22 protein-coding genes and 1 pseudogene are annotated in these 25,157 nt (G+C 60.0%); 13 read left to right on the forward strand and 10 right to left on the reverse strand.

Annotated features, from left to right (window positions below):
* Both JQF37_RS22530 and JQF37_RS22535 read right to left on the reverse strand, forming a co-directional pair.
* Entirely contained in the window at positions 1 to 951 is a 951-nt protein-coding gene (locus tag JQF37_RS22530) for a homoserine kinase (RefSeq protein WP_130207988.1), read from the reverse strand.
* 57 nt (positions 952 to 1,008) lie between these two features.
* The gene (locus JQF37_RS22535; RefSeq protein ID WP_130207990.1) at positions 1,009 to 1,299 is read right to left on the reverse strand and encodes a DUF2782 domain-containing protein; all 291 of its coding nucleotides are present in this window, start codon (positions 1,297 to 1,299) and stop codon (positions 1,009 to 1,011) included.
* Between the two features lie 74 nt (positions 1,300 to 1,373).
* Here JQF37_RS22535 and polA point away from each other — a divergent pair, with 74 nt between their 5' ends.
* Complete coding sequence (polA, locus tag JQF37_RS22540) at positions 1,374 to 4,178, forward strand: DNA polymerase I (protein WP_130207992.1); 2,805 nt, start codon at positions 1,374 to 1,376, stop codon at positions 4,176 to 4,178.
* Positions 4,179 to 4,469: 291 nt separating this feature from the next.
* Here the strand turns inward: polA and yihA are convergent, their stop codons facing one another.
* On the reverse strand, positions 4,470 to 5,111 hold the full coding sequence (gene yihA / locus JQF37_RS22545; protein WP_047535804.1) for a ribosome biogenesis GTP-binding protein YihA/YsxC: 642 nt from the start codon (positions 5,109 to 5,111) through the stop codon (positions 4,470 to 4,472).
* A 191-nt stretch (positions 5,112 to 5,302) separates the two neighbouring features.
* Here yihA and JQF37_RS22550 point away from each other — a divergent pair, with 191 nt between their 5' ends.
* From JQF37_RS22550 to JQF37_RS22580, 7 genes are all read left to right on the forward strand, one after another.
* Positions 5,303 to 5,593, forward strand: coding sequence for a cytochrome c5 family protein (locus JQF37_RS22550; RefSeq protein WP_103405366.1), 291 nt, complete (start codon positions 5,303 to 5,305; stop codon positions 5,591 to 5,593).
* A gap of 46 nt (positions 5,594 to 5,639) precedes the next feature.
* Positions 5,640 to 6,263, forward strand: coding sequence for a c-type cytochrome (locus tag JQF37_RS22555; RefSeq protein WP_198132148.1), 624 nt, complete (start codon positions 5,640 to 5,642; stop codon positions 6,261 to 6,263).
* 199 nt (positions 6,264 to 6,462) lie between these two features.
* Positions 6,463 to 7,104, forward strand: a complete 642-nt coding sequence (gene dsbA, locus JQF37_RS22560) for a thiol:disulfide interchange protein DsbA (RefSeq protein ID WP_130207998.1) — start codon at positions 6,463 to 6,465, stop codon at positions 7,102 to 7,104.
* 14 nt (positions 7,105 to 7,118) lie between these two features.
* A complete protein-coding gene (locus JQF37_RS22565) occupies positions 7,119 to 7,997 on the forward strand; it encodes an endonuclease/exonuclease/phosphatase family protein (protein WP_103405363.1) in 879 nt (292 codons plus the stop codon).
* Positions 7,994 to 10,054, forward strand: a complete 2,061-nt coding sequence (locus tag JQF37_RS22570; protein WP_130208000.1) for a diguanylate cyclase — start codon at positions 7,994 to 7,996, stop codon at positions 10,052 to 10,054. The genes JQF37_RS22565 and JQF37_RS22570 overlap by 4 nt, the downstream gene beginning before the upstream one ends.
* Positions 10,055 to 10,157: 103 nt before the next feature.
* Positions 10,158 to 10,937 carry an N-acetylmuramoyl-L-alanine amidase gene (locus JQF37_RS22575; RefSeq protein WP_130208002.1) on the forward strand — a complete coding sequence of 260 codons (780 nt, stop codon included), beginning with the start codon at positions 10,158 to 10,160 and terminating at the stop codon, positions 10,935 to 10,937.
* A 76-nt stretch (positions 10,938 to 11,013) separates the two neighbouring features.
* Positions 11,014 to 12,627, forward strand: a complete 1,614-nt coding sequence (locus JQF37_RS22580) for an EAL domain-containing protein (protein ID WP_130208004.1) — start codon at positions 11,014 to 11,016, stop codon at positions 12,625 to 12,627.
* A gap of 6 nt (positions 12,628 to 12,633) precedes the next feature.
* Here JQF37_RS22580 and JQF37_RS22585 read toward each other — a convergent pair whose 3' ends face one another.
* Positions 12,634 to 14,424: a KinB sensor domain-containing domain gene (locus JQF37_RS22585; RefSeq protein ID WP_130208006.1), complete on the reverse strand. Its 1,791-nt coding sequence runs from the start codon at positions 14,422 to 14,424 to the stop codon at positions 12,634 to 12,636.
* A gap of 10 nt (positions 14,425 to 14,434) precedes the next feature.
* On the reverse strand, positions 14,435 to 15,781 hold the full coding sequence (gene algB, locus JQF37_RS22590; protein ID WP_130208008.1) for a sigma-54-dependent response regulator transcription factor AlgB: 1,347 nt from the start codon (positions 15,779 to 15,781) through the stop codon (positions 14,435 to 14,437).
* A gap of 381 nt (positions 15,782 to 16,162) precedes the next feature.
* On the opposite strand from algB, the gene JQF37_RS22595 reads away from it, so the two are divergent.
* The 5 genes and pseudogenes from JQF37_RS22595 to JQF37_RS31855 form a co-directional block, all read left to right on the forward strand.
* The gene (locus JQF37_RS22595; protein ID WP_130208010.1) at positions 16,163 to 16,450 is read left to right on the forward strand and encodes a hypothetical protein; all 288 of its coding nucleotides are present in this window, start codon (positions 16,163 to 16,165) and stop codon (positions 16,448 to 16,450) included.
* Between the two features lie 72 nt (positions 16,451 to 16,522).
* Complete coding sequence (locus tag JQF37_RS22600; RefSeq protein ID WP_003170804.1) at positions 16,523 to 16,687, forward strand: DUF1328 domain-containing protein; 165 nt, start codon at positions 16,523 to 16,525, stop codon at positions 16,685 to 16,687.
* A gap of 865 nt (positions 16,688 to 17,552) precedes the next feature.
* Entirely contained in the window at positions 17,553 to 18,884 is a 1,332-nt protein-coding gene (gene gltP, locus JQF37_RS22605; protein ID WP_130208012.1) for a glutamate/aspartate:proton symporter GltP, read from the forward strand.
* A 226-nt stretch (positions 18,885 to 19,110) separates the two neighbouring features.
* The gene (locus JQF37_RS22610) at positions 19,111 to 20,340 is read left to right on the forward strand and encodes a spore maturation protein (RefSeq protein WP_130208014.1); all 1,230 of its coding nucleotides are present in this window, start codon (positions 19,111 to 19,113) and stop codon (positions 20,338 to 20,340) included.
* Positions 20,325 to 20,447: pseudogene (locus JQF37_RS31855) on the forward strand (outer membrane lipoprotein carrier protein LolA); the annotation flags it as partial. The gene JQF37_RS22610 and the pseudogene JQF37_RS31855, both read left to right, overlap by 16 nt.
* A 20-nt stretch (positions 20,448 to 20,467) precedes the next feature.
* Here the strand turns inward: JQF37_RS31855 and JQF37_RS22615 are convergent.
* From JQF37_RS22615 to JQF37_RS22635, 5 genes are read right to left on the reverse strand one after another with little or no spacing between them, the layout of a single operon-like run.
* Positions 20,468 to 21,094 (reverse strand): ABC-type transport auxiliary lipoprotein family protein, encoded by a 627-nt coding sequence (locus tag JQF37_RS22615; protein WP_130208018.1) that lies wholly within the window; start codon positions 21,092 to 21,094, stop codon positions 20,468 to 20,470.
* Positions 21,091 to 22,029 (reverse strand): MlaD family protein, encoded by a 939-nt coding sequence (locus JQF37_RS22620; protein WP_130208020.1) that lies wholly within the window; start codon positions 22,027 to 22,029, stop codon positions 21,091 to 21,093. Before JQF37_RS22620 ends, JQF37_RS22615 begins: the two co-directional genes overlap by 4 nt.
* Before the next feature lies 1 nt (position 22,030).
* Positions 22,031 to 22,834, reverse strand: a complete 804-nt coding sequence (locus JQF37_RS22625) for an ATP-binding cassette domain-containing protein (protein ID WP_130208022.1) — start codon at positions 22,832 to 22,834, stop codon at positions 22,031 to 22,033.
* Positions 22,831 to 23,979, reverse strand: coding sequence for an ABC transporter permease (locus JQF37_RS22630; RefSeq protein ID WP_130208024.1), 1,149 nt, complete (start codon positions 23,977 to 23,979; stop codon positions 22,831 to 22,833). Before JQF37_RS22630 ends, JQF37_RS22625 begins: the two co-directional genes overlap by 4 nt.
* A 54-nt stretch (positions 23,980 to 24,033) precedes the next feature.
* Positions 24,034 to 25,062: a DUF5924 family protein gene (locus tag JQF37_RS22635; RefSeq protein ID WP_103405354.1), complete on the reverse strand. Its 1,029-nt coding sequence runs from the start codon at positions 25,060 to 25,062 to the stop codon at positions 24,034 to 24,036.
* Positions 25,063 to 25,157: the final 95 nt, after the last annotated feature.

Raw genomic sequence — 25,157 nt, forward strand, 5'->3', positions numbered from 1 at the left:
TTAGAGCGCGAAAGGCAGCGGCGTATTGACCTTCTGCCGCTGCGCCAACCGCAGTTGGAACTCCATCGGATCGTGAATCAACACGTCCTGCCCGGCGAACGACTCCGCTGCGATCAGGCGTGACAGCCAGAAGCGCACGCAAGCCACACGCAGCATGGTCGGCCATAGCTCGGCTTCGGCAGCAGTGAATGGCCGCAGGGCCGCATAGGCCCCCAACAAAGCCCGGGCACGTGGCCCATCGATCAGCCCCTCTTCGTCCGAACACCAGTCATTCAAGGCAATCGCCACGTCGTAGAGCATCGGCCCCGAGCAGGCGTTGTAGAAGTCGATCAGCCCGGTCAGGTGCGTTCCTTCGAACATCGCGTTATCGCGGAACAGATCGGCGTGGATGTTGGCTCGCGGCAGTGCCAGAATTTTCTCTTTTTGCCGAGTGATTTCTTCCAGTGCCCGTTGCAGCAGGTCTTTCTGCTCGGCGTTCAGGTGCGACAGAAACTGCGTACCCTCTTCCAGCATCCAGTCGAGGCCGCGATCGGTTTTGCGCTTGATCATGTTGGCTTGAGTCGCCAGGTGCAGATGGCCGAGCAACTCGCCGACTTGCGCGCAATGTTGCGCATTGGCTTGCTTGATGTGCTTGCCGGCCAGGCGCGGTTGCAACAGCGCTGGCTTGCCGGCCAGTTCGCGCAGGGCAACACCGTCGGTGGTGCGCAAGGCGTAAGGCACCGGCAGATCGGCTTCGTGCAGCACGTCGAGCAGTTCAATGAAGAACGGCATCTCCTGGACCGGACCACGCTCGACCAGGGTCAGGACGAATTCGCCCTGCTCCAGGCTGATAAAGAAATTGGTGTTTTCGCTACCGGCGGCAATCCCCTGGAAATCAAGCAGGCGGCCGAGGCCATAAGGGGCGAGAAAAGCTTCCAGCTCGGGCCGAGCCAGGGGAGTGAACACAGACATGTTTAAACTGCCAGTACGGGCGCCGCCAGCAGGCCAGCGCCGATTGAAATTAAGAAACTATTTCCACTCAAAGATCTTCCACGACGGTATCAGCATATCCGGCTGATCCGAGCGGATGTAGTTTGCATCGGTGCCATCGGCACGCACAAGAAAGTACGGCTTACCTATTTTCGGCGTGACCTTGATGGCATACAAAAAACCATTCTGCCGATACTCCTGAATGGTTTTATCGCCTTCCGTGCGAATGGTTACTTCCGGATCTGCGGAAGGCGCATCGTCCGCCGCCATGGCGGCTAATGGAGCGATCGCAAACAAGCCAGCCAGCAACAGGCGATTTAGTGTGCACATGATAACCTTGTCCCTTTGTCGTCAACGGTCCCGCTATTCTAGCGCCGGACCCGCCGAAAAGGTTGATCCTGCTCATGAGCCAAGCTCCCCTCGTCCTGGTGGACGGTTCTTCTTACCTGTACCGCGCCTTTCACGCGCTGCCGCCACTGACCACGTCCAAAGGCCTGCCGACCGGTGCGGTCAAGGGCGTACTGAACATGCTCAAGAGCCTGCGCAAGCAATATCCGGACAGTCCGTTCGCCGTGGTGTTCGATGCCAAGGGTGGGACATTTCGCGATGACCTGTACGCCGAATACAAGGCCAACCGTCCGAGCATGCCCGACGACATGCGCGTGCAGATCGAGCCGCTGCACCAGAGCGTGATCGCTCTGGGCTTCCCGCTCCTGTGCGTTGATGGCGTCGAAGCCGATGACGTGATTGGCACTCTGGCCCGCAGCAGCGCAGCCGCCAACCGTCCGGTGATCATCTCCACCGGCGATAAGGACATGGCACAACTGGTCGACGGCCACATTACCTTGGTCAACACCATGACCGGTAGCAGCATGGACGTGGAGGGCGTGAAGGAGAAATTCGGCGTCGCTCCCGAGCAGATCATCGATTATCTGGCGCTCATGGGCGATTCTTCCGACAACATTCCGGGAGTTCCGGGCATCGGTCCGAAGACCGCTTCCGGCCTGCTGGTCGGGGTCAATGGCGGGCTGACCGAGCTCTACGCGCAGCTCGATATCGTGCCGACCCTGCCGATCCGGGGCGCCAAGACCCTGCCGGCCAAGCTCGAAGAGCACAAGGAAATGGCGTTCCTGTCCTATCAGCTGGCGACCATCAAGGTCGACGTGCCGCTGGATATCGGCCTCGAAGACCTGCAAATGGGTGCCGAAGATCCGGAAAAACTTTACGAGCTCTACAGCCTGCTGGAATTCAAGAGCTGGTTGAACGATCTGCAACGCGACGCCAAGCGTATCGAACTGAGCGCTGCCGCCGAGCCAGAGCCGCTCGCCGACCTGTTCAGCGCCGCCGACGCCGAAGCGCCCGCGGTCACCTCCGAAACCCGATACGAAACCGTTCTTGATCAAGCACGGTTCGACGTCTGGCTGGAGAAACTGCACAACGCCAAACTGTTCGCCTTCGACACCGAAACCACCGGCATCGACGCGCAACAGGCGCAACTGGTGGGCCTGTCATTCGCCGTGCAGGCCAACGAAGCGGCCTACATCCCGCTGACCCATTCCTACATCGGTGTGCCCGAGCAACTGGACCGCGACACCGTCCTGCGCGCCCTCAAGCCGATCCTGGAAGACCCGAACAAACTCAAGGTCGGCCAACACGCCAAGTTCGACATGAACATCCTGGCCAACTGCGCCATCGGTGGCGATCAGGCCAACGGCATCACTGTGCGCGGCATTGCCTTCGACACCATGCTTGAGTCCTACGTGCTCAACTCCACCGCGACCCGCCATGACATGGACAGCCTGGCGCTGAAGTACCTGGATCACACCACAGTGAGTTTCCAGGACATCGCCGGTAAAGGAGCCAAGCAGCTGACGTTCGACCAGATTGCCCTCGAGCAGGCCGGGCCTTACGCCGCCGAGGACGCCGACATCACTTTGCGCCTGCACCAGGCGCTGTTCGAGAAACTCACCGCTATCCCGAGCCTGGCCAGCGTGCTGACCGACATCGAAATTCCGTTGGTGCCGGTGCTGGCGCGCATCGAACGCCAAGGGGCTTTTGTCGATGCTGCTCTGCTGGGCCTACAAAGCATCGAACTGGGCGACAAGATGGTCGCGCTGGAGCGCGAAGCCTTTGAGATCGCCGGCGAAGAGTTCAACCTCGGTTCGCCCAAGCAGCTGGGGACCATCCTCTACGAGAAACTCGGTCTGCCGGTGCTGAAGAAAACCGCCAAGGGCCAGCCATCCACTGCCGAGGAAGTGCTGGCCAAACTGGCCGAGGACGACTATCGCCTGCCGAAAGTGCTCATGGAATACCGTTCCATGAGCAAGCTGAAAAGCACCTACACCGACCGCTTGCCGGAGCAGATCAACCCGCGTACCGGGCGCATCCACACGTCTTACCATCAGGCGGTGGCGTCCACTGGACGCCTGTCCTCCAGCGATCCGAACCTGCAGAACATTCCGGTGCGCACCGCTGAAGGGCGTCGCATCCGCCAGGCTTTCGTGGCCCCGGCCGGTTACAAGTTGCTGGCGGCGGACTACTCGCAGATCGAGTTGCGGATCATGGCTCACCTGTCCCGCGATGAAGGCTTGATGAACGCCTTCCGTCACAATCTGGACGTGCACACCGCGACCGCCGCCGAGGTGTTCAAGGTCGAACTGGCCGACGTCACTTCCGACCAGCGCCGCAGCGCCAAGGCGATCAACTTCGGTCTGATCTACGGCATGGGCGCACAAAAGCTCGGCAAGGACATTGGCGTGGACACCAAGACCGCCAAGGCCTACATCGACACTTACTTTGCCCGTTACCCCGGCGTTCGCCAATACATGGACCGCACCCGCGCACAGGCGGCGGATCAAGGGTATGTGGAGACGTTCTTCGGGCGGCGGCTGTACCTGCCGGAGATCAACTCCAACAAGCCGCAGGAACGCGCCGCCGCTGAACGCACGGCGATCAACGCACCGATGCAAGGCACGGCGGCGGACATCATCAAGAAAGCCATGGTCGCGGTGGATAACTGGCTCGCCACATCCGGCCTCGATGCCAAAGTCATCCTGCAAGTGCACGATGAACTGGTGCTTGAGGTGCGTGAAGACCTGGTCGATCAGGTCAGCGAGGAAATTCGCCTGCACATGAGTGGCGCGGCGAAACTGGACGTTCCGTTGCTGGTGGAAGTGGGCGTAGGCAACAACTGGGATGAGGCTCACTGAGCCTTCTGACCAGACACTGCTCTCCTGCTGCGGCGTAGTGCCGCAGCAGAGCAAGCGAAGGGTGATTATTCCGGAAGGCGCTTAGGGTTATTCCAAAGGCATTCGAAAAAAATCTGAACTAATCCGCCAAAACACCACTCAGAGTTACTGAATGGCTGGTGAAGCCCTTCGATGCTCCTATGTTGTGTTAAGTGTTGGCAGATATCTGGACCCCGCCCTAGCGGTCTGGAACTTGAACCCCGGACCTTCCCCCTCCCCATAGAAGTCCGGGGTTTTTTTTGCCTGCAGCTTTTACTCGGCCGCTTCGGCGCCCTTGTCCGCCAGCTCCATCCAGTCCGCCAGTACAGTGTAGGCGTCTTCCAGGCCCATGCGTTTTGGCGCCGAAAAAAGCTGAATGGTCACGGCATCGCCCCAACCCTTGCGAATTTCCGACTGCACTTTGAGCAGCGTGTTCTTGGCTGCACCGTAGGTGAGCTTGTCCGCTTTGGTCAGCAGGATATGCATGGGCATGCCGCTGGCGACGGCCCAATCGAGCATCAGCAGGTCGAAGTCGGTCATTGGATGACGGATATCCATCATCAGAATCAGACCCTTCAGGCTTTCGCGACTGCCCAGGTACGCTTCAAGGTGACGCTGCCAGTGTTGTTTGAGCGGAATGGGTACTTTTGCGTATCCGTAACCTGGCAGGTCGACCAGACGGCGTTCATCGTCTAGCTTGAAGAAGTTCAACAACTGTGTGCGACCCGGCGTTTTCGAGGTTCGCGCCAGGCTCGCGTGAGTCAGGGTGTTAAGCGCACTGGACTTGCCGGCGTTGGAACGACCGGCGAAGGCCACTTCAAAGCCTTCGTCATCCGGACATTGGTCGACTTTGGCGGCGCTGAGCATGAAGGTGGACTGTTGGCACAGACCGAGGATGGGGTTCTTGAGTTGCATGGGATTTCCGATGTGGGCGGCGCCTGGAATGGGCGCGGCAAGCGGTGTCGCTTCCGTTTCACTGACGCCAGTATATAATGCCGCAGATTTTGTGTGCGCTTTGTCCCAGCGTAGGATGAAGTTCATGAGAGCGATAGACCTTGATTGCGCATTAGAACGCAACACGCTCTCAACCCTGAAAAGGTCGTTTTATGACGAAATGGCTGCTAGTTGCCGGTGTCTTGATGCCGCTTTACAGCGCTCAGGCTACACAGGATCCGGAAGCTGTGTACAACCGTGTTTGTGGTGCCTGTCATTCCGGCCAACTACCCATGGCGCCCCGCAAGGGCGATCAGGCAGCTTGGACGCCGAGGTTGGCGAAAGGTATGGAGACGCTGGTGCAACACGTGACCCAGGGTTTCAAGGCGATGCCGCCGCGTGGTTTGTGCATGGACTGCAGTGCCGAGGATTACCAGGCCATCATCCAGTGGATGAGCGAGTAATCCCGGTCCATAACTCTTTAACCCTTAGCCGTAGTTGGATTAGCTGATGAACAAATTGATCGTGAGTCTGCTGTTGACCGTGGGGATCTCCGGCATTGCCCATGCTGCAGGTGAGCCAGCAAAACCTGGTGACGCCACTGCAGGCCAGGCAAAAGCCGCCGTATGTGGTGCCTGTCATGGCCCGGATGGCAACAGCATGGCGCCTAACTTTCCAAAACTGGCCGGCCAGGGTGAACGCTACCTGACCAAGCAACTGCACGACATCAAGTCGGGCAAGCGCACGGTTCTGGAAATGACAGGCCTGCTGACCAACCTGAGCGATCAGGACCTGGCCGATATCGCTGCCTATTTCTCCAGCCAGAAAGGCAGTGTCGGTGCCGCCGATGAGAAGCTTGTGGCTCGCGGTCAGGATTTGTTCCGTGGCGGCAAAGTGGATCAGGGCATGCCTGCGTGCACCGGTTGCCACTCGCCCAATGGCGCGGGTAACGCGGCAGCCGGCTTCCCGCACTTGGGTGGTCAGCATGCTCAATACGTGACCAAGCAACTGACTGACTTCCGTGAAGGTAACCGTACGAACGACGGTGACACCATGGTCATGCGCAGTATTGCCGCGAAGCTCAGCAACAAAGACATCGAAGCGGTGTCCAGCTACATTCAGGGCCTGCACTAAGGCCGGCGAATCGGGCGTTGCGCAGGGTGTCTATCGCCTGCCACGTTAACGCTCGATTAATCCATCGCAGCAAGTATAAAAAGGGTGGCTTTGGCCGCCCTTTTTTGTGGCCGCTGCCGTTACACTACAGAACTCAAGCCCGCCAGGACCTGTCTGAAAACAGGTCGCGCGTGGCGATAAATTTGTCCAGGAGTAAAGCATGCGTAATCTGATCATCAGCGCCGCACTCGTCGCTGCCAGCCTGTTCGGCATGACTGCCCAGGCCGCCGAAGCCCCCGCTACCCCTTATGTCGAACTGACTAATCCGGTTCCGGTTGCCGTGCCTGGCAAGATCGAAGTGGTGGAGCTGTTCTGGTACGGCTGCCCGCATTGCTATGCCTTCGAGCCAGTGATCAATCCGTGGGTTGAAAAATTGCCGTCCGACGTGAATTTCGTACGCATCCCCGCCATGTTTGGTGGTCCATGGGACGCCCACGGCCAAATGTTCCTGACCCTTGAAGCCATGGGCGTCGAGCACAAGGTGCACGCTGCGGTGTTCAACGCCATCCAGAAAGAACACAAAAAGCTGACCGACAAGAATGACATGGCGGACTTCCTGGCCACCCAGGGCGTAGACAAGGACAAGTTCCTGGCCACCTTCGACTCCTTCGCCATCAAGGGCCAGATCAACAAGGCCAAAGAACTGGCCAAGAAATATGAAATCTCCGGCGTTCCAACCATGATCGTCAACGGCAAGTATCGTTTTGACGTCGGTTCTGCCGGCGGTGCCGAACAGGCCCTGCAACTGGCCGACAAACTGGTAGACAAAGAGCGAGCGGCTAACAAGGCTGCCGCCAACTAAGCGCGGTACTCACCATGCGCCGCTGGGGAACCGAACGCGTCGTTGGCCTGCATGATCCGCAGGTCAACGAACACCATCTGGAGTCTACGGGCTTGCCGGCGGACAGCCGTCTGCGCTTGCTCAGCTTCAACATTCAGGTCGGCATCAGCACCGAGCGCTATAGGCACTACCTGACCCGAGGCTGGCAACATCTGTTGCCGCACCCCGGGCGTGCCGACAATCTGCAGAAAATCGGCAATCTGCTCGGCGACTTCGACCTGGTCGCGTTGCAGGAAGCCGATGGCGGCAGCCTGCGTTCAGGCTACGTCAATCAAGTCGAACACCTGGCCCAGCTCGGCGCCTTCCCCTACTGGTATCAACAACTCAATCGAAATCTCGGGCGTCTCGCTCAGCACAGCAACGGCGTGCTGAGCCGCCTGCGCCCGTGGGCGATTGAAGATCATCCGCTGCCGGGGCCGAAAGGCCGCGGGGCGATTCTGGTGCGCTTCGGCGAAGGCCCGGAGGCGTTGGTGGTGGTCATGATGCACCTGGCACTGGGCGCCCGTGCTCGCAGCCTGCAACTGGCCTATATCCGTGATCTGATCGGCGATTACAAGCACCAGGTACTGATGGGCGACATGAACACCCATGCCAGCGACTTGCTGCAAAACTCGCCATTGCGTGACCTCGGCCTGCTGGCCCCGCAACTGGAAGCGACCTTCCCCAGCTGGCGTCCGCAGCGCTGTCTGGACCATATTCTGTTGAGCCCGACCCTGACCCTTGAAAAGGTCGAAGTGCTGGCCCAGCCCATTTCCGATCACCTGCCGGTCGCGGTAGAGATTCGTCTGCCGGGTTCGCTCACGGCCGATGCATTGCCCGCGTTGAGTCCTGCCCCTCGCGGATCCCTTGAATGAGCGACGAAACACAGCGCTGGAAAGAGAAATACCTCAAAAGCATCGAACAACAGGAAAAGCTCGAACGTCGCTGGGACGCACGCCTCGACTTGCTGCGTCGCGGCCTGGTACGCAGCACTCTGGCGGCGGAAGGCACCGACCGCGCCGTCGACCAGTGCATGAAGGAAATGCGCGAAGTGGTGCGCACCGACGACATGGACGCCGGCCTGGCCGCCCTGCTCCCGCGCCTGGAAAAAGCCGTGCTCGAGTCCGAGCAGCGCCGGGAGACACGTGTCAACCAGACCAGCGCCGCACTGACCGCACTGGTCACTCAACTGCAAAAATTGCCGCTGCCCCGAGAAGTCCGGCGACCACTGAAGCATTTCGCCAAACAACTGGATAGTCGGGTCAGCCAGGCCCGCGAGATCCCTTTGCTCCTGAGTGAGCTCAGCGGTCTGCAGGGCAAGGCCCTGAGTCAGCTGGATAGCCCGACAGAACCCGATCGACCGGGGCTGCTGCAGCGGCTGTTCGGTCACCGCGAAACCGAGGAAGCGGCCGTCGCCCTGGAACAGGCCCCCATCGCGCCGTCCGCCGAAGCCGTTTGCGCACCGGTTGCCGCGACACCCTCAGTACCTGTGGATCTCGCGCCCGCCCTCGATGAACCGCCGAAGGCGCTTCCGGTCTCTCCCGAAGCGGTTTCCACCCCACCGGCCATCGAAACTTCATCGCAAACGACAGAGTCGTCAGCCGTACACGCAGTTGTTCCGCCAACCCCGGAACCTCAACAAGAGCCCGAATCGCCCATCGAGACGACGGCCCCACCTGCTTCAGAGGCACCCAGGGAGGCGGAATTCTCCTCCATCGTACCGCTGGCGCAGACTGACCTGGGGACCAACCCTGACGAACTGACCCCGGTGGTGTTTCTCGACACCCTGCCACTCCCGGCGCCCATGGCCCAGGCACTGGCGGCCATCGATCCGGAGCAATCCGAGGACGACATACTCTATGCCCTGCCGGACTCGCCCGAGCCGTCGTACAGCTCGGTAGCCAAACACATCGAAGACACCTTGCTGGGCCTGCTCGACGACCTGACGCTACCTGAACGTCACCGCCCGCAAGCCGAATCGATGCGTGACCGCTTGAAAAATGGTTTGAACTGGTACGAGTTGCTACCGATCCTCGACGATCTCGCCACCTTGATGCTGGCGATCTCCGACAGCGGTCAGCACGAATTCGAGACTTACCTGCAACGACTCAATGAACGACTCGAATCGTTCCAGAGCAATCTGCAGGCTGCCAGCGACGGTCATGCCGACAACCGGTCTGCCGCGCAAGCCATGGACACGCAGATCCGCGAACAAGTCGACGGCTTGCAGAACAGCATGCATGAAGCGGCAGACCTGGATGACCTCAAGCAAGTACTGGAGAACCAACTCGAAGGTCTGCTGGGCACCATGGACCAGCACCGCAAGCAACGCGACGAGCGTGAGCAGGAGGTGGCGGGCCGCCTGAAAAGCCTGGCCGAACGGGTGGCCCTCATGGAGCAGGAGGCCCTGGGCTTTCGCGAACACCTCGAAGAGCAACGCCAGAAAGCCTTGATCGACCCGCTGACCGGTCTGCCCAACCGCGCCGCCTGGAGCGAACGCCTGGACCACGAAATCAGCGAGTGGCAGCAACACGGCAACACGCTGATGCTGGCGATGCTCGACCTCGATCACTTCAAGCGCATCAACGATAACTACGGTCACCTGGCGGGCGACAAAGTGCTGAAACTCATCGCCAGCGTGCTGCGCAAGCGCCTGCGTGACACGGATTTCATTGCACGCTTCGGCGGTGAAGAGTTTGTCCTGTTGATGCCCTCCACCGTGCCGGCGGCCGGCATGAAGCTGCTGGAATACCTGCGCGCATCCATTGAAGCCTGCCCTTTCCACTTCAAGGGTGAGCGGGTGACGATCACTATTTCCATGGGCCTGACGGCGTTCAAACCGGGGGAACATAGCGACCTGGTGCTTAAGAGAGCCGATCAGGCGCTATACCGGGCAAAAAATGCAGGACGAAACCGGGTGGAACTGGGCTGACGGGCAATTGTTCCATTTTGTTTAAAACTGCGCGATTGGCGTCCACGCGCAAGGCAGTACGTTACACTGTTGCATTACTGTCTTGCGCGTATCGCCCTCCACCATGAAATATTTCGCTCTTATCGTGTCGCTGATTCTGCTGGCCGGCTGCGCCAGCGGCCCCCGTTTCGACACCAGCCACCCCTCCGCCAACCACGACAGCCGCATTCAGTTCGTGGTGCTGCATTACACCAATGCATCCCAGGAGCGCTCTCTGCAACTGCTCACCCACGGTGAAGTCAGTAGCCACTACCTGATCGGCGACGACAAGAACGCGACCATCTTCAAACTGATGGACGAAAACCAGCGCGCCTGGCACGCCGGGGACAGCCAATGGCAAGGACGGACCTGGCTCAACTCCAGTTCCATCGGCATCGAAATCGTCAATCCGGGATTCAAGGACACTCCGACCGGACGTCTCTGGTATCCCTACAGCGAAGCCCAGGTCCAGTCGCTGATCGTCCTGCTCAAGGACATCAGCAAGCGCCACGCCATCAACCCTCACAGCATCATCGGCCACAGCGACATCGCACCGCTGCGCAAACTCGATCCCGGGCCGTTGTTTCCCTGGAAACGCCTGGCGAGCGAAGGCATCGGCATTTGGCCGAACGAGCAAGCCGTGGCGAGGCAACAAGCGATATTCGAGGCACAGTTGCCGAGCATCACCTGGTTTCAGACACAGCTGGCCCGCGTCGGTTACGACACGCCGCAAACCGGCGAACTGGACGTGGCAACCCGCCACGTGCTCGCCGCCTTTCAAATGCACTTCCGGCCGTCACGCTACGACGGAACCCCGGACGCGCAGACGGCAGCCCTCCTTCAGGTGCTTAATCAGACAAAATAATGACGCCCGCCCGGCGGTCAACGCACTTTCTCAATCAGCAGCTATAACTCATTGGTAATCCGTCGGATATTCCAAAATGACTGCTGCTCGAGACATGCTCCGTAGCTGGTTCTATCGCCCCTGGTTCTTGGCGATGCTCGCTGCTGTCTTAAGTGCTTCACTGCTGTTGGCCGGCAGCTACTTCGTGGCCATCCAGCAGGTCGAACAAAACGAAAGTCAGGAAATGAATGCTCAGGGCGAACGTTTCCTCGCCCGCCTGGAGCAACTTTTCGGGCAATTGCGCGAAAGCCTCGATGACCTGGAAGCGCAGCCATTGCGAACCTGCAATGACGAGATGATCGCGACCCTGCAGCAAGTCAGCTTCAATTACCGCTTTGTGTATGAAGCCGCCTATATGGACGCGGAGCGGATCTGCTCGAACCGCCCACGCCAGGAAGGTTTGTCACTGACCCGGCCACCGGACATCAAGGGGCCCACCTACAGTTACTGGCTGAACACCACCACGGAACCCGATGAAAACCGTGCGGCGCTGATGCTCGGCCGTGGCAATTTTCGTGTGGCCACGTCTCGCGGCCACCTGACCGACATGGTCGACCTGTCACCGGGCAGCAGTTTGTTGGTGGTTCTCGATCATGGCACCCGGGCGATTCCGGTGTTGGGTGACTCACAGGTCTGGTCGCTGACCGAACCTTGGCCACTCAATAGCCGCGACGCACTGCAAGTCACGCAGTACCGTTTGATTTACCGCATGCCCACCGCCAACCCGGAATTCCAACTGGTGCTGATCAGCCCCCGCACCAGCACCCATATACCGCCGATGTGGTGGTGGTTGTTACCGGTCAGTCTGGTGCTGGCTGCCTTTGTCGGCTTCCTGGTGTTCCTGCTGGTACGCCAGCGACAGTCGCTGGATGCGGAACTGACGGGGGCCATTCGCCGCGGCGAGCTGCAAGTGTTGTATCAGCCGATTTTCGATCTCGACAGTCGCAACTGCGTCGGGGCCGAGGCCTTGCTGCGTTGGCGCAGGCCGGACGGCAGCCTGACCAGTCCCGACCTGTTCATCCCCATGGCCGAGAACACCGGCCAGATCCGGCAGATGACCGACTTCGTCCTGCAACGCCTGCTTGAGCAGCTCGGGCAAGTGCTGCGGGCCAATCCGCAGCTCTACATCTCGGTCAACCTGGCGGCGTGTGATGTCATGATCCCGCGCATCGGCCAAGTGATGGCACGCCTGCTCACCTTGCACCGGGTCGCGGCCAAGCAAATTGCCTTCGAAGTCACAGAACGCGGACTGATCGACGTCGAGGTGGCGCGGGAAAACCTGCAAGCCTTGCGGGACGTCGGGCATCAGGTGTTGATCGATGACTTCGGCACCGGCTATTGCAGCCTTGCCTACCTGCAAACCCTGCCCGTGGATTGCCTGAAAATTGACAAGGCCTTCATTGATGCACTGGGTCATGACGCGGCGAGCAGCGGCGTGGCCCCGCACATCATCCACATGGCTCAGTCACTGCACTTGAAAGTCATCGCCGAGGGCATCGAGCATGAATCCCAGGCCGCGTTGCTGAGCAGTGAGGGCGTGAAGTTCGGCCAGGGCTGGTTGTTCGCCCATGCGCTGAGTGCAGTACAACTCATCGAACTGATTACCCGGGGTCGCCGGGTGAACAAGCGACGCCTGGATGACGAGGCCTGAAAGCCGCTACACCGCCAGCGCCATATAGAACTGAGTGCCCTGCCCCGGCCGCGAATAAACCCCCATCCGCCCACCATGCAGCTGCACGATTTCCTTGCACAACGCCAAGCCGAGCCCCGCTCCGCCTTTTTTTCGACCCACCTGCACAAAGGGCTCGAAAATACGCCCTTGCTGCCCGTAGGCGATGCCTTCTCCATTATCTTCGACACTGATAATGACCCGCTCGCCATGGCGCCGGGCCTGCAAACGGATGAGCCCACCACGGGCGGTGTGGCGAAGCGCATTGTCGATCAGGTTATCGAGCACACGGTCCAGTTGCGGCTGGTCCGCCTGCAAGTGCGGCAATGGCCCCTGCATCTCCACCAACAACTCAATGCCCTTCTGCTCGGCGCCTTCGGCAAATCGTAACTGCGCCTGCTCCAACAGATCCTCGATGGAACAGGGCGCCAGCGTCAGCTTTTGCAGGCCATTCTGGTAACGGGAAAAATTCAGCAGGTCGTTGATCAACTGCATCAGCCGCTGCATCTCTTCATTCACCGTGTCCAGCAGATCGGCCTCACGGGATTCCGGGGGGAAATGCGTGCGCTCGCGGAACAGGCCGAACGCCATGTGCATGCCGGTGACCGGGGTGCGCAACTCATGGGAGGCGCGCAACACGAACTCGCTGCGTACCCGCTCGAAAGCGCGCTGCTCGGTGACGTCATGCAACACCATCACCGCGCCGAGAATATGGCCCTGGGTGTGGCTGACCGGCGTCAGGCTATAGGTCAACAGGCGCGACTCGCCATCGACCTCGACACTCAAGTCCTCCGGCGCCCGCTCCAGCGTGCCGCCACGCAGCACCAGTTGCAGCTGCTCATCGAGCTCGGGACGCTCCAGTGCGGTGCCCAGCCCCTGGCCGAGGCGATCGGTGTCCCAACCCAACTGACGCTGCGCCACCGGGTTGAGGTGCTCCAGGCGCCCTTGGCGATCAATCATCAGCAAGCCGTCATCGATGCTGTCGAGCACGGCTTGCAACCGCTGCTGGCCCGCCAGCAACTCATCGACATTAGTGGCCTGATGTTCACGCAGCGCCTCGGCCATGATCCCGAAACGCTTGGTCAACTGGTTCAACTCCACCGCCGAGGAAATCGGCAGCGTGACGTCGAATTTGCCTTGGCCAATATTGTCCGCCGCCTGCGCCAAGGCTTCGATGGGCTCCCCGAAACGCCGGGCGATGGCATGAGCCGTCACGAAACCAATGATCAGCACCGCAAGCCCGACCAACCCCAGCAACCCGGCGATCAGCAGCGCACGCTCACGGGACGAACGCTCCGTCGCGCTGATGTTATCCAGCGCCTGCTTGTGCTCATTGAGCAAACCCGTTCGCAGCGCATTGAATTTTTCAGTGAGTTCCTCGTTGCCACTCAGCACATGCGTCGGTTCATCGGCCGCTTCATACGCCTGGATGAAGCTCAAGTAGTCAGCCTTGGCCTTTCTGAAGCCGTGCTCACTGCCTTCGACCGGCGGCTCTTGGGCAATGCCTTGATCCAGAAGCTCAAGGTAATGCTGCTTGGAAGCCTCAAGGGCCGCGGCGTCATGGTTTTCACTGAGCATGATGATCAGTTGATCGCCCAGGGTCTGGCGCAATTTGAGGCCCAGGTCCAGGGTGCTGAAGTTGTTGCGCACCAGGGCTTCCTGGCTCCCGGCCATTTGCATCACGCTGACCAGCCCGAGCAGGAGCCCGAGCAGCGCCACCGTGATCAGTGCGGAAATGCTGAGGAACAGCCGGGTCCGCAACTTCATGGCCAGTTTCATCGGCGGCGACTCATAAGTTGTACTGTTTGCGCTTGCGGTACAGCGTCGAAGCGTCGATGCCCAAGGTTTTCGCCGCTTGATCCAGCGTACCGGCAGTGGCCAGGACGGCTCCGATGTGGGCCTTTTCCAATTCATCCAGGCTCAACGCCGCGCCGATACGTGGCGCATTATTGACCGGCGTGTCGGCCATCCCCAGGTGAACGATCTCGACCAGCTCCTGCGGGCAGATAATGCTCGCTCGCTCCACCACGTTACGCAGCTCGCGAATGTTCCCCGGCCAGCGATAGCTCAACAGCGCTTCACGCGCCTCATCACTGAATCCCCGGGCCGGACGCGCGTACTCCTTGACGAACCGCGCCAGGAACCGGTCGGCCAGGGTCAAAATGTCTTCTCGGCGTTCGCGCAGCGGCGGCAAGTGCAAGGTGATGACGTTCAGACGATAGAGCAGGTCTTCCCGGAAACGGCCATCGCGGACCATGTCTTCGAGGTTCTGGTTGGTGGCCGCGAGAATGCGGACATCGGCGCGGCGGGTGACCGGATCGCCGACACGCTCGTATTCCTTGTCCTGGATGAATCGCAGCAACTTGGGTTGCAAAATCAAGGGAAAATCGCCGATCTCATCAAGAAACAGCGTGCCGCCGTCTGCCTGATTGACACGCCCCAAGGTGCTTTCGCTGGCCCCGGTGAACGCGCCACGGCTGTGACCGAACAACTCGCTTTCCATGAGTTCGGCGGTCAGCGACGGACAATTGATGGTGATGCAGGATTTTTTCGCCCGTTTGCTCCAGCCGTGAATCGCCTGGGACAGCTCGCCTTTACCGGTGCCGGATTCGCCGAGAATCAAAATATTGGCATCGGTCACCGCCACCTGGCGGGCGGTTTCGAGCACCACCTTCATCGCCGGACTGTGGGAATCCAGGCCGCCCTTGGTTTTGCGCACCTCGCCTTCCAGGGCTTCCAGACGCGCCGACAATTGCCGTACTTCCAACTGTTTGGCGGTTGCCAGGCGCAATTGATCGGGGCTGCAGGGTTTGACCAGATAATCGGCAGCACCGGCCTGAATAGCATCCACGGCAGTGTCCACGGCCGAATGCGCGGTGACGATCACCACGCGCATCCAGGGTGCCTGAATCCGCATCTGCGCCAGCACATCCAGACCGTTGTCTTCACCCAGACGCAAATCGAGGAAGCACAGGTCGAAGACCTGACGTTGCAACAACGCGTCGGCCTGCGCAGCACTGTTGGCGGTCGCCACGCTATAGCCCTCGTCTTCCAGGCAATAGCGAAAGGTACGCAGGATGGCAGACTCATCATCCACCAGAAGAATACGACCTTGGTGCTCAGTGGCGGATTCCATTTTCCTACGCTCCTTAATGAATGATCTTGGTTAGTCCCGGAAAAATCGGGCAAGTTGCATGGTTTATTCTGATGCATTCCTTCCATGGCAGGTTAGCTCTCTCCTGACACGATGCCTTGTGTCCATGTCTGACACCTGCGCCCTACTCTCAATTCAAAAATAATGCGACATCGCTCAAATCGATCGTGCATTACGCACGACGGCGCAAAGGGCCATCGTGCAGGATGCGTCCGCAGCCCTTTGCGCTAATTACTTAACAGATTGATTTATAAAGAGTTTTACATATAAAAAAGCTGGCATGCAGGCTGCAACAACCTGAGTAACGCAGGGCAACAACAAACGCCCTCAACGAAATGACCCCAGCGTGGGAGGAGCCTCAGGATGAATTGCCAACGTGCCGCCCAATTGCGTTTCTCGCCACTGCATCTTCAGCAAGGTCTGTTCGCCGTGCTCGCGCTGCTGATCACGCTGATCGCCGGCCAGCAGTTCCTGCGCTGGGAGCAGAACCAACAGCAGGAAGCGTCGCGCGTTTCCTTTCAACATCCGACACAGACTCACTTCAGCGCCGCCAGCAGCGGCATGAGCGACAACACCTCCATACGAATGATGGATGTCGATCAGGCTCGGCCAGACGATGAGAGGCCTCGTCAGGAGCGCTGGGTGTTCTAGGTTCACACCTTTGGCGCGATCGCCGCGCCGAAACGAGCAACACCTCTAAATAGAAGCGTAAGGAGAATCACCATGTTGAGCTGGGCAATCACATTCTTGATCATTGCCATTGTCGCTGCCGTACTGGGCTTCGGTGGTATCGCGGGCACCGCCACGGGTATCGCCAAGATTCTCTTTGTCGTGTTCCTGGTGATGTTCATTGCTTCCTTCTTCTTTGGCCGTCGCGGTCGAGGCTAAGCATGAACGTTGGGTTAAAGACACTGGCAGCCGCCCTGCTACCGGGCGGCAGCGCCATGGCCATGGTCTTCCAATGACGGGCAGACGCGGGTCAACCAGCAATGGAATGCCGACTGAAAAAAGATCACGTTGGTATTGAGGCATCGATACCGAATTTGAAATATGAAAGGGGCTAAATGCCTCTTCCACTGCGCCCACCTGAGGAAGGTCGGCGCATGACCAAGGGGTCGGGACGTTCTGCCTGTTTCAGGGGCGGAGTGACCTACGGGTACATGGAGTGCCTGCGCAAGGGCCGGGTCAGGTAAAAGCTGCGACGCAAGTTCGCCGGTCAAGCATGGCTCGACGGACTTGCGGAGAGCTTGCACGCTCAAAGCATCGAGCCAGAGCGACGCATTTGTTTAGCCCCCTCCCGCCGAAAATCCCCCTCTTCTCCCCTCAAGTACTTTTACCGGTTGCTCGCGACTGACCGTATATCGAGAAAAATGGCCATTTTTCGCTTGTCGGTTTTCCCTGAACCTCGCGGGATTTTCCCGAAATTTGTCGTCTATTCTATTGCTCAATAAATAATCAATCTGCGCTGTGATGGCCGGTTCACGGCACTTATGCCTGCCGAAATGTCACATTCGAACCGATTGGGACGCGGGTTTCAGTAAAAAAACCTCATGCCGATTCGGCATAGGGTAGGCGTTTACGGCATTAGACGTCGCTTCCTTGCATCGGAATAGTTGCGCCTTTTTTCGCCTGCCAGAGAGCCATTAACAAGCGCTCCGGGGCTCCTTATACGGGGGCGGATGCACAGACTTTTTCGCCACAAGCGACCCGGTTCATGCATCCGCTCGAGTCAAACTGAAGTAAGGGTAAAGATATGAAGAAGGCAAAGCTTAGCCTCGCCTGGCAGATCCTCATCGGTCTGGTATTGGGGATAGCAATCGGTGCACTGCTCAACCATTTCAGTGCCGAGAAAGCCTGGTGGATCAGCAACGTCCTGCAACCGGCAGGCGATATCTTTATCCGACTGATCAAGATGATTGTGATCCCGATCGTGATCTCCTCGTTGATCGTCGGCATCGCGGGCGTCGGCGACGCGAAGAAACTCGGGCGCATCGGCCTGAAGACCATCGTCTACTTCGAAATCGTCACCACCATCGCCATTGTGGTCGGCCTGCTGTTGGCCAACCTGTTCCATCCGGGCTCGGGCATCGACATGAGCACCCTGGGGACCGTGGACATCTCCAAGTACCAGGCGACCGCAGCCGAGGTTCAGCATGAACACGCGTTCATCGAAACCATCCTCAACCTGATTCCGTCGAACATCTTCGCGGCCATGGCCCGCGGTGAAATGCTGCCGATCATCTTCTTCTCCGTGCTGTTCGGTCTTGGTCTGTCGAGCCTGCAAGCGGACCTGCGCGAACCGCTGGTGAAGATGTTCCAGGGCGTATCGGAAAGCATGTTCAAGGTCACTCACATGATCATGAACTACGCCCCGATCGGCGTTTTCGCACTGATCGCGGTGACCGTGGCCAACTTCGGTTTCGCCTCGCTGCTGCCACTGGCGAAACTGGTGATCCTGGTTTACGTCGCCATCGCCTTCTTCGCCTTCGTGGTGCTGGGGCTGATCGCTCGCCTGTTCGGCTTCTCCGTGATCAAGCTGATGCGCATCTTCAAGGACGAGCTGGTACTGGCCTACTCCACCGCCTCCTCCGAAACCGTGCTGCCACGCGTCATCGAGAAGATGGAAGCCTACGGCGCACCGAAGGCCATTTGCAGCTTCGTGGTGCCAACCGGTTACTCCTTCAACCTTGACGGTTCGACCCTGTACCAGAGCATCGCGGCAATCTTCATTGCCCAGCTGTACGGCATCGACCTGTCGATCAGCCAGCAACTGCTGCTGGTCCTGACCCTGATGGTGACCTCCAAAGGCATCGCCGGTGTACCGGGCGTGTCCTTCGTGGTGCTGCTGGCCACCCTGGGCAGTGTGGGTATTCCACTGGAAGGCCTGGCGTTCATCGCCGGTGTCGACCGCGTCATGGACATGGCCCGTACGGCCCTGAACGTGATTGGCAATGCCTTGGCCGTGCTGGTCATCGCGCGTTGGGAAGGCATGTACGACGACGCCAAGGGCCAGCGCTACTGGAACTCCCTGCCGCACTGGCGCAGCAAAGAAAAGCTGCCGGCTGGCGAGATTTCCCGTCACTGACGCATGCCCCCTGTAAGAGCAGTCGGTCGACGCTCGATTGCTCGCGATGGCAACAGGAGCACCGCGCTCATCCAGAATGCCCGCGTCATCGTTGACGTTCATCGCGAGCAGGCTCGCTCCTACAGGGGTCCGCGCATGCCGTATTAAACAAACCCCGGAGAATTCCGGGGTTTGTCGTTTCTGGCCACCCCGCTATCATTCGCGCATCTTTTGGGGGATTTAACTGATGCTAAACGGCCTTTGGCTTGGCTTCTTCATCGTGGCAGCCGTGTCGGCGCTGGCGCAGTGGTTGATCGGCGGTAACGCCGGGATTTTCGCAGCGATGGTGGAAAGCATATTCGCCATGGCCAAGTTATCGGTCGAAGTCATGGTCTTGCTGTTCGGCACGCTGACCCTCTGGCTGGGCTTCCTGCGAATCGCCGAAAAAGCCGGGATCGTCGAATGGCTGGCCAGGGCCCTTGGCCCGCTGTTTCTACGCTTGATGCCGGAAGTCCCGCCCGGCCACCCCGCCATCGGCCTTATCACCCTCAACTTCGCCGCCAACGGCCTGGGCCTGGACAATGCCGCCACCCCAATCGGCCTCAAGGCCATGAAAGCCCTGCAGGAGCTCAACCCCAGCGCAACGGTCGCCAGTAACGCGCAGATCCTGTTCCTGGTGCTCAACGCCTCTTCCCTGACCCTGCTGCCGGTGACGATCTTCATGTACCGCGCCCAGCAAGGCGCGCCCGACCCGACGCTGGTGTTCCTGCCGATTCTGTTGGCCACCAGTTGCTCGACCATCGTCGGCTTTCTATCCGTGGCGTTCATGCAGCGCCTGCGCGTCTGGGACCCGGTGGTGCTGGCCTATCTGATCCCCGGCGCCCTCGCCCTCGGTGGCTTCATGGCGCTGCTGGCGACGCTATCGGCCACTGCGCTGGCCGGTCTGTCGTCGATCCTCGGCAACCTGACGCTATTCGGGCTGATCATGGTGTTTCTGGTGATCGGCGCATTGCGCAAAGTGAAGGTTTACGAGGCATTCGTCGAAGGCGCTAAAGAAGGCTTCGACGTGGCGAAAAACCTGCTGCCGTATCTGGTGGCGATGCTGTGTGCCGTGGGGGTTTTGCGCGCATCCGGGGCCCTGGATTTCGGTCTCGACGGGATTCGTCATCTGGTGCAATGGGCGGGCCTCGACACCCGTTTTGTCGATGCGCTGCCAACCGCGATGGTCAAGCCGTTCTCTGGCAGCGCCGCCCGGGCGATGCTGATCGAAACCATGAAGACCTCCGGCGTGGACAGCTTCCCGGCGCTGGTCGCGGCGACGGTTCAAGGCAGTACTGAAACGACGTTCTATGTGCTGGCGGTGTACTTCGGCTCGGTCGGCATCCAGCGCGCGCGGCATGCGGTGGGGTGTGCATTGCTGGCGGAGCTGGCGGGGGTCCTGGGCGCCATTGGCGTTTGCTACTGGTTCTTCGGGTAACGGAGCCCCCCGTAGGAGCGAGCCTGCTCGCGATGATCGTGAACGATGACACGGGGCACCTGACACCCCTCGGTGCTCTCAGGTTCATCGCGAGCAGGCTCGCGCCTGCAAAGGGTCTGTGTAGACGTCAAAGTCGCGCTGGCGGCGCGAGTTTCTGCCCTTGCTCGACCGCCCAACCCACCACTTGCGCCGTCAACAGATCATTGGCCTGACCGAACCCGGCCACTACCGCCGGTACCTTCACATCGCTCAGCGGCTGGCGCACTTCAAAGCGCTTACTGGCGAGGATTCGCTGGTCGGCGCCACGCACCAGCAAGGCATCCAGGCGCACCACCACGCTGGCGCTGGTGCCCTGATACTCGGTCTGGAATGCCTGCAGACTGCCGCCCAGCTCCAGGTCTGCCTGGAAATTGCTGTCGTCGGTGCTCAGCAGCGTCACGCGGCCATCACGCTGAAACCCGTCGAGCAGACGATTACGCAACAGCACCGGTGCCGGATCGCTCCAGCGCGAAGCCTTGTAGCTGATGATCACATTGCCCTGGGGGATCACCGCAATGTTCGGGCTGTTCAACGCTTCGCTGGCCTGGGGTTTGTTCAGGCGCAACGACCAGCGCTGCGGCGCCCCATGGCTGGTTGCCGTGCTGGATTGGGCCGAAGGCAATCGATAGACATCAAACGGCTCGGACTTGGGCAGGATCGAGCACGAACTGATCAGCGTGAAGCTGGCGAGGAGGGCAAGACGGGTCAGCTTCATGGGGTAAATTCCTTGTTCTTGTCACTGCCCAGCAGGTAGCCGCTGGGGTTGGCCTCCAGACGCTGGGAGATGGCACGCAGCGAGCTCAGGGTTTCACGCAACTCCCGCACAGCCGGGGCCAGGCCATTGAGGCCCTGCATGCCGCTATTGAGCGAGTCCTGATTGGTGGCCAGCAGTTTGTTGATGGTCGCGCTGCTCTGTTCCAGCGACTTCATCGCCTGCTCGGCGCTGCCGAACATCTGCTTGCCCTGATCATTGAGCAAGCCATTGGCGTTGCGCATCAGCGCCGACGTCTGCTCCATCATGGTGCTGGCCTGCTTGCCGACCGATGCCAGTTGCTTGATCGCCTGACCCAGGTCGCCACGCTGATCAGCGATGGTGCCGGTGGTTTGTTCCAGATGCTCCAGGGTCTTGCTGATGCGCTCGATGTTTTCTTCGGAAAACATCTGATTGGCGTTGTGCATCAGCATGTTCACCCCGGACATCAGGTCATTGCTGTCGTTCAGCAAACGGGCGATGGGCGAGGGTGCCGCGATGATGGTCGGCAATTTACCGTCCTTGCCCTTTAACGCCGGGCTTTGCGGCGTGCCGCCACTGAGCTGGATGATCGATGTTCCGGTAACGCCGGTCAGCGCCAGTTTGGCCTGGGTATCCTCCTTGATCGGGGTATCGCCACCCAGGCGAATCCGCGCCAACACCCGGCGCGGGTCTTTCGGGTCCAGTCGCAGCGACACCACGTCGCCGACCTTGATCCCGCTGTACTGCACGGAACTGCCCTTGGACAGGCCGCTGACCGCCTCGTTGAACACCACTTCGTAATCCTTGAACTCGGTGTCGACGCTGGACTTGGCCAGCCACAGGCCGAAGAGCAGGGCGCCCGTCACCACAATCACGGTGAACAGGCCGATCAATACATGATGGGCTCGGGTTTCCATGTCAGACCTCGTTGAACTGTTTAGCGGCACTCAACGCCGCGCGGCCGCGAGGGCCATGGAAGTATTCGTGAATCCACGCGTCGTCGGTTTCCGAAACCTTGTCGATGGCGTCCGCCACCAGCACCTTCTTCTGCGCCAGCACCGCGACCCGGTCCGTGATGGTGTAGAGCGTGTCGAGGTCGTGAGTCACCAGGAACACGCTCAGGCCCAAGGCATCGCGCAGGGTCAGGATCAGTTGATCGAAGGCCGCGGCACCGATCGGATCGAGGCCGGCGGTGGGTTCGTCGAGAAACAGGATGTCCGGGTCCAGCGCCAAGGCCCGCGCCAGCGCCGCACGTTTGATCATGCCGCCGGACAGGGAGGCGGGGTATTTGTCCGCCGCCGACAGCGGCAACCCGGCCAACGCCAGTTTCACCGCCGCCAGGTGCTCGGCATCATTGCGGCTCAGGCCGGCGTGTTCGATCAGGGGCAGGGCGACGTTCTCGGTCACGGTCAGCGAAGAGAACAACGCGCCTTTCTGGAACAACACGCCGAAACGCCGTTCGACCATCGAGCGCTCGTGCTCGGGCAGGGTCGGCAGGTTCTTGCCAAAGACTTTCACCACGCCCTCGCTGGGCTGGCGCAAACCGACAATGCTGCGCAGCAGCACCGACTTGCCGCTGCCGGAACCGCCGACGACGGCAAGGATCTCGCCCTTGTACAAATCCAGATCGAGGTTCTCGTGCACACTCTGGCGACCAAAACGATTGCACAGCCCGCGGACTTCGATCACCGCCTCGGCAGGCGCTCGGGGTAAACGGCTCACCAGCTCATCTCCATGAAAAACAGCGCGGCCACGGCGTCGAGCACGATCACCACGAAGATCGATTGCACCACGCTCGATGTCGTGTGCGCGCCGACAGACTCGGCGCTGCCGCTGACCTTGAAGCCCTCCAGGCAACCAATGGCGGCGATCAGGAACGCGAAGATCGGCGCTTTGACGATCCCCACCAAAAAGTGCTGAACACCGATGTCCGATTGCAACAGCGATAAAAACATCGCCGGCGAAATATCCAGCGTCACCGCGCAGACCACACCACCGCCGACAATCCCCGACAGCATCGCCAGAAAGGTCAGCATCGGCAGCGAGACCAGCAGCGCCAGGACCCTCGGCACCACCAGCAACTCCATTGGATCGAGGCCCAGCGTGCGAATCGCGTCGATTTCTTCGTTGGCCTTCATCGAGCCAATCTGCGCGGTGAACGCACTGGCGGTGCGCCCGGCCATCAGAATCGCGGTGAGCAACACGGCGAATTCGCGCAGGAAAGAAAACGCCACCAGGTCCACGGTGAACACCGTGGCGCCGAATTTGGCCAGCACTGTCGCCCCGAGAAATGCCACCACGGCGCCCACCAGAAAAGTCAGCAGGGCAACGATGGGCGCCGCGTCGAGGCCGGTCTGCTCGATGTGCGCCACCATCGGCGTGATGCGCCAGCGCTTGGGGCGAAACAGGTTGCGGGCGATGGTTTCCAGAATCAGGCCGACGAAACCGAGCAACTGCAGGGTGTCTTGCCAGACCGCATCCACGGCACGGCCGATGCGGGTCAGGAGTTGAACGCCAACGCTGATTTCCGGTTCCTTGATCGGCACACAGAAATCCGTCAGCGAGTGGTAGACCGTTTGCAACAACGCGCGGTCGGCAGAAGAAATGGTGCAATCGGGGTGTTCGGCTGAGCGGCTCAGGCGCTCGGAGCCCAACAGTTCAACCAACAACGAAGCACCTGCCGTATCGAGGGCACCGAGGCCGTTGAGGTCGATGCGGGTGCTGTCGTCGTATCGACCGTCGAGCTTTTCGCTCAGCAGTTTGAGGTCGGCGTAATGGGCGAGCGTCCAGTCCCCTGTGACCCGTATCTGGGGCGGGGTGCGCGAGGTATCCAGTTGGGCATTGCCCGCCGCAGTGTTGCTGGTCATAAGCTCCGTGCTTTTTCGGCTGTTACGCTGACCTACGTAATAGCACGAACCGAATTACTTTTCTTTGATCGCTGTGCTGTCGGTGACCTTGAAGCGCAGCACGCCGATCAATTGGCCGTCCTCGGTCAACACCCGAACCTGCCAGTTGCCTGCGGGGTTGCCGGGGAAGTTCTGCTTGTGGGTCCAGGCGCGGTAGCCTTCCTTGCGACCGCCGTGAATATCCAGAGGGATGCGGTCGACTTCTTTACCGTTGAACTGCCAGACGTGATAAATGCGCTCATCCAGGCCACGGGGGGCGTTGATCGCGGTGTAGGCGTACAGACCGCCGCCTCGAATCTGCTCGGCGCTGACCTCTTCCAGGCTGTCACCGGGTGTGCGGTCCTGCAATTGCATGCTGATGGCCACGTCGGTCATCCACAGGGTCGCTGGCGGCACCCACGACCGCAGCACCCAGCCGACGCCGCCGATCCCCACGGTAATGCTCAGAATCGCCAAGGCGTTACGCAGGGTCCGAATCGGGAAAATCGAAGCGAGGCTCGGGAATGACAGTACGACGGCGGTGCCCAGCGCCAGTTTGAAACTCTGGGACGTGGTCAGGTGCATGATCACGGGGAGGGCGGTGAGCAGGGTGGCGAACAGCGTCAGGGTATGCAGCGCCAGGAACGCCCATCGCCGTGGTGCCAGCCATTTGTAATAGAGCGGATCGGTGATGGAAATCAGCGCCGCAATCCCCAGCAGCCCGGTGAACAATAATTGGCCGCTGTTCCAGGTGGTGGTGATGAAAAAGAACGGCAGGACGAAAAACAGGCTTTCCTGGTGGATCATCTGCGTCGCATAACGCAGCAGGGGCTGGGGAATTTCCCGCTTGAAGACCTTGGTGAACAGTTTGGTCAGGCTGTTTTCCAGCATCAGCCAGACCCAGCTCACCAGCATGATCGTGGTAATCCAGCTCGCCAGACCTTGTTGACGGTCCACCAGGATGAAGCTGCAAACGCCGGAGATAAAACCGCCGAGCGCAATGACCCCGGGGTAGCGCTTCATCAGTTCGAGGATGCGCTGGATAAAAAGGGTCAGGGTCGGCATTCGGCGGTTCACAGTAGTCGTAGGAAAAATCCCCGACAGGTTACCGCCGGCAGGGCAGTGTGGCGAGAGGCCACTGACTTCCATAGGCGCCGGCT

This window comes from Pseudomonas sp. MIL9, from assembly GCF_016887925.1.
GTDB classification, from domain to species: domain Bacteria; phylum Pseudomonadota; class Gammaproteobacteria; order Pseudomonadales; family Pseudomonadaceae; genus Aquipseudomonas; species Aquipseudomonas mohnii.

Excerpts from the sequence above, each read along its gene's own strand:
- JQF37_RS22530 (WP_130207988.1), bottom strand. The coding sequence starts at position 951 with ATGTCTGTGTTCACTCCCCTGGCTCGGCCCGAGCTGGAAGCTTTTCTC.
- JQF37_RS22535 (WP_130207990.1), bottom strand. The coding sequence starts at position 1,299 with ATGTGCACACTAAATCGCCTGTTGCTGGCTGGCTTGTTTGCGATCGCT.
- polA (WP_130207992.1), top strand. The coding sequence starts at position 1,374 with ATGAGCCAAGCTCCCCTCGTCCTGGTGGACGGTTCTTCTTACCTGTAC.
- yihA (WP_047535804.1), bottom strand. The coding sequence starts at position 5,111 with ATGCAACTCAAGAACCCCATCCTCGGTCTGTGCCAACAGTCCACCTTC.
- JQF37_RS22550 (WP_103405366.1), top strand. The coding sequence starts at position 5,303 with ATGACGAAATGGCTGCTAGTTGCCGGTGTCTTGATGCCGCTTTACAGC.
- JQF37_RS22555 (WP_198132148.1), top strand. The coding sequence starts at position 5,640 with ATGAACAAATTGATCGTGAGTCTGCTGTTGACCGTGGGGATCTCCGGC.
- dsbA (WP_130207998.1), top strand. The coding sequence starts at position 6,463 with ATGCGTAATCTGATCATCAGCGCCGCACTCGTCGCTGCCAGCCTGTTC.
- JQF37_RS22565 (WP_103405363.1), top strand. The coding sequence starts at position 7,119 with ATGCGCCGCTGGGGAACCGAACGCGTCGTTGGCCTGCATGATCCGCAG.
- JQF37_RS22570 (WP_130208000.1), top strand. The coding sequence starts at position 7,994 with ATGAGCGACGAAACACAGCGCTGGAAAGAGAAATACCTCAAAAGCATC.
- JQF37_RS22575 (WP_130208002.1), top strand. The coding sequence starts at position 10,158 with ATGAAATATTTCGCTCTTATCGTGTCGCTGATTCTGCTGGCCGGCTGC.
- JQF37_RS22580 (WP_130208004.1), top strand. The coding sequence starts at position 11,014 with ATGACTGCTGCTCGAGACATGCTCCGTAGCTGGTTCTATCGCCCCTGG.
- JQF37_RS22585 (WP_130208006.1), bottom strand. The coding sequence starts at position 14,424 with ATGAAACTGGCCATGAAGTTGCGGACCCGGCTGTTCCTCAGCATTTCC.
- algB (WP_130208008.1), bottom strand. The coding sequence starts at position 15,781 with ATGGAATCCGCCACTGAGCACCAAGGTCGTATTCTTCTGGTGGATGAT.
- JQF37_RS22595 (WP_130208010.1), top strand. The coding sequence starts at position 16,163 with ATGAATTGCCAACGTGCCGCCCAATTGCGTTTCTCGCCACTGCATCTT.
- JQF37_RS22600 (WP_003170804.1), top strand. The coding sequence starts at position 16,523 with ATGTTGAGCTGGGCAATCACATTCTTGATCATTGCCATTGTCGCTGCC.
- gltP (WP_130208012.1), top strand. The coding sequence starts at position 17,553 with ATGAAGAAGGCAAAGCTTAGCCTCGCCTGGCAGATCCTCATCGGTCTG.
- JQF37_RS22610 (WP_130208014.1), top strand. The coding sequence starts at position 19,111 with ATGCTAAACGGCCTTTGGCTTGGCTTCTTCATCGTGGCAGCCGTGTCG.
- JQF37_RS22615 (WP_130208018.1), bottom strand. The coding sequence starts at position 21,094 with ATGAAGCTGACCCGTCTTGCCCTCCTCGCCAGCTTCACGCTGATCAGT.
- JQF37_RS22620 (WP_130208020.1), bottom strand. The coding sequence starts at position 22,029 with ATGGAAACCCGAGCCCATCATGTATTGATCGGCCTGTTCACCGTGATT.
- JQF37_RS22630 (WP_130208024.1), bottom strand. The coding sequence starts at position 23,979 with ATGACCAGCAACACTGCGGCGGGCAATGCCCAACTGGATACCTCGCGC.
- JQF37_RS22635 (WP_103405354.1), bottom strand. The coding sequence starts at position 25,062 with ATGCCGACCCTGACCCTTTTTATCCAGCGCATCCTCGAACTGATGAAG.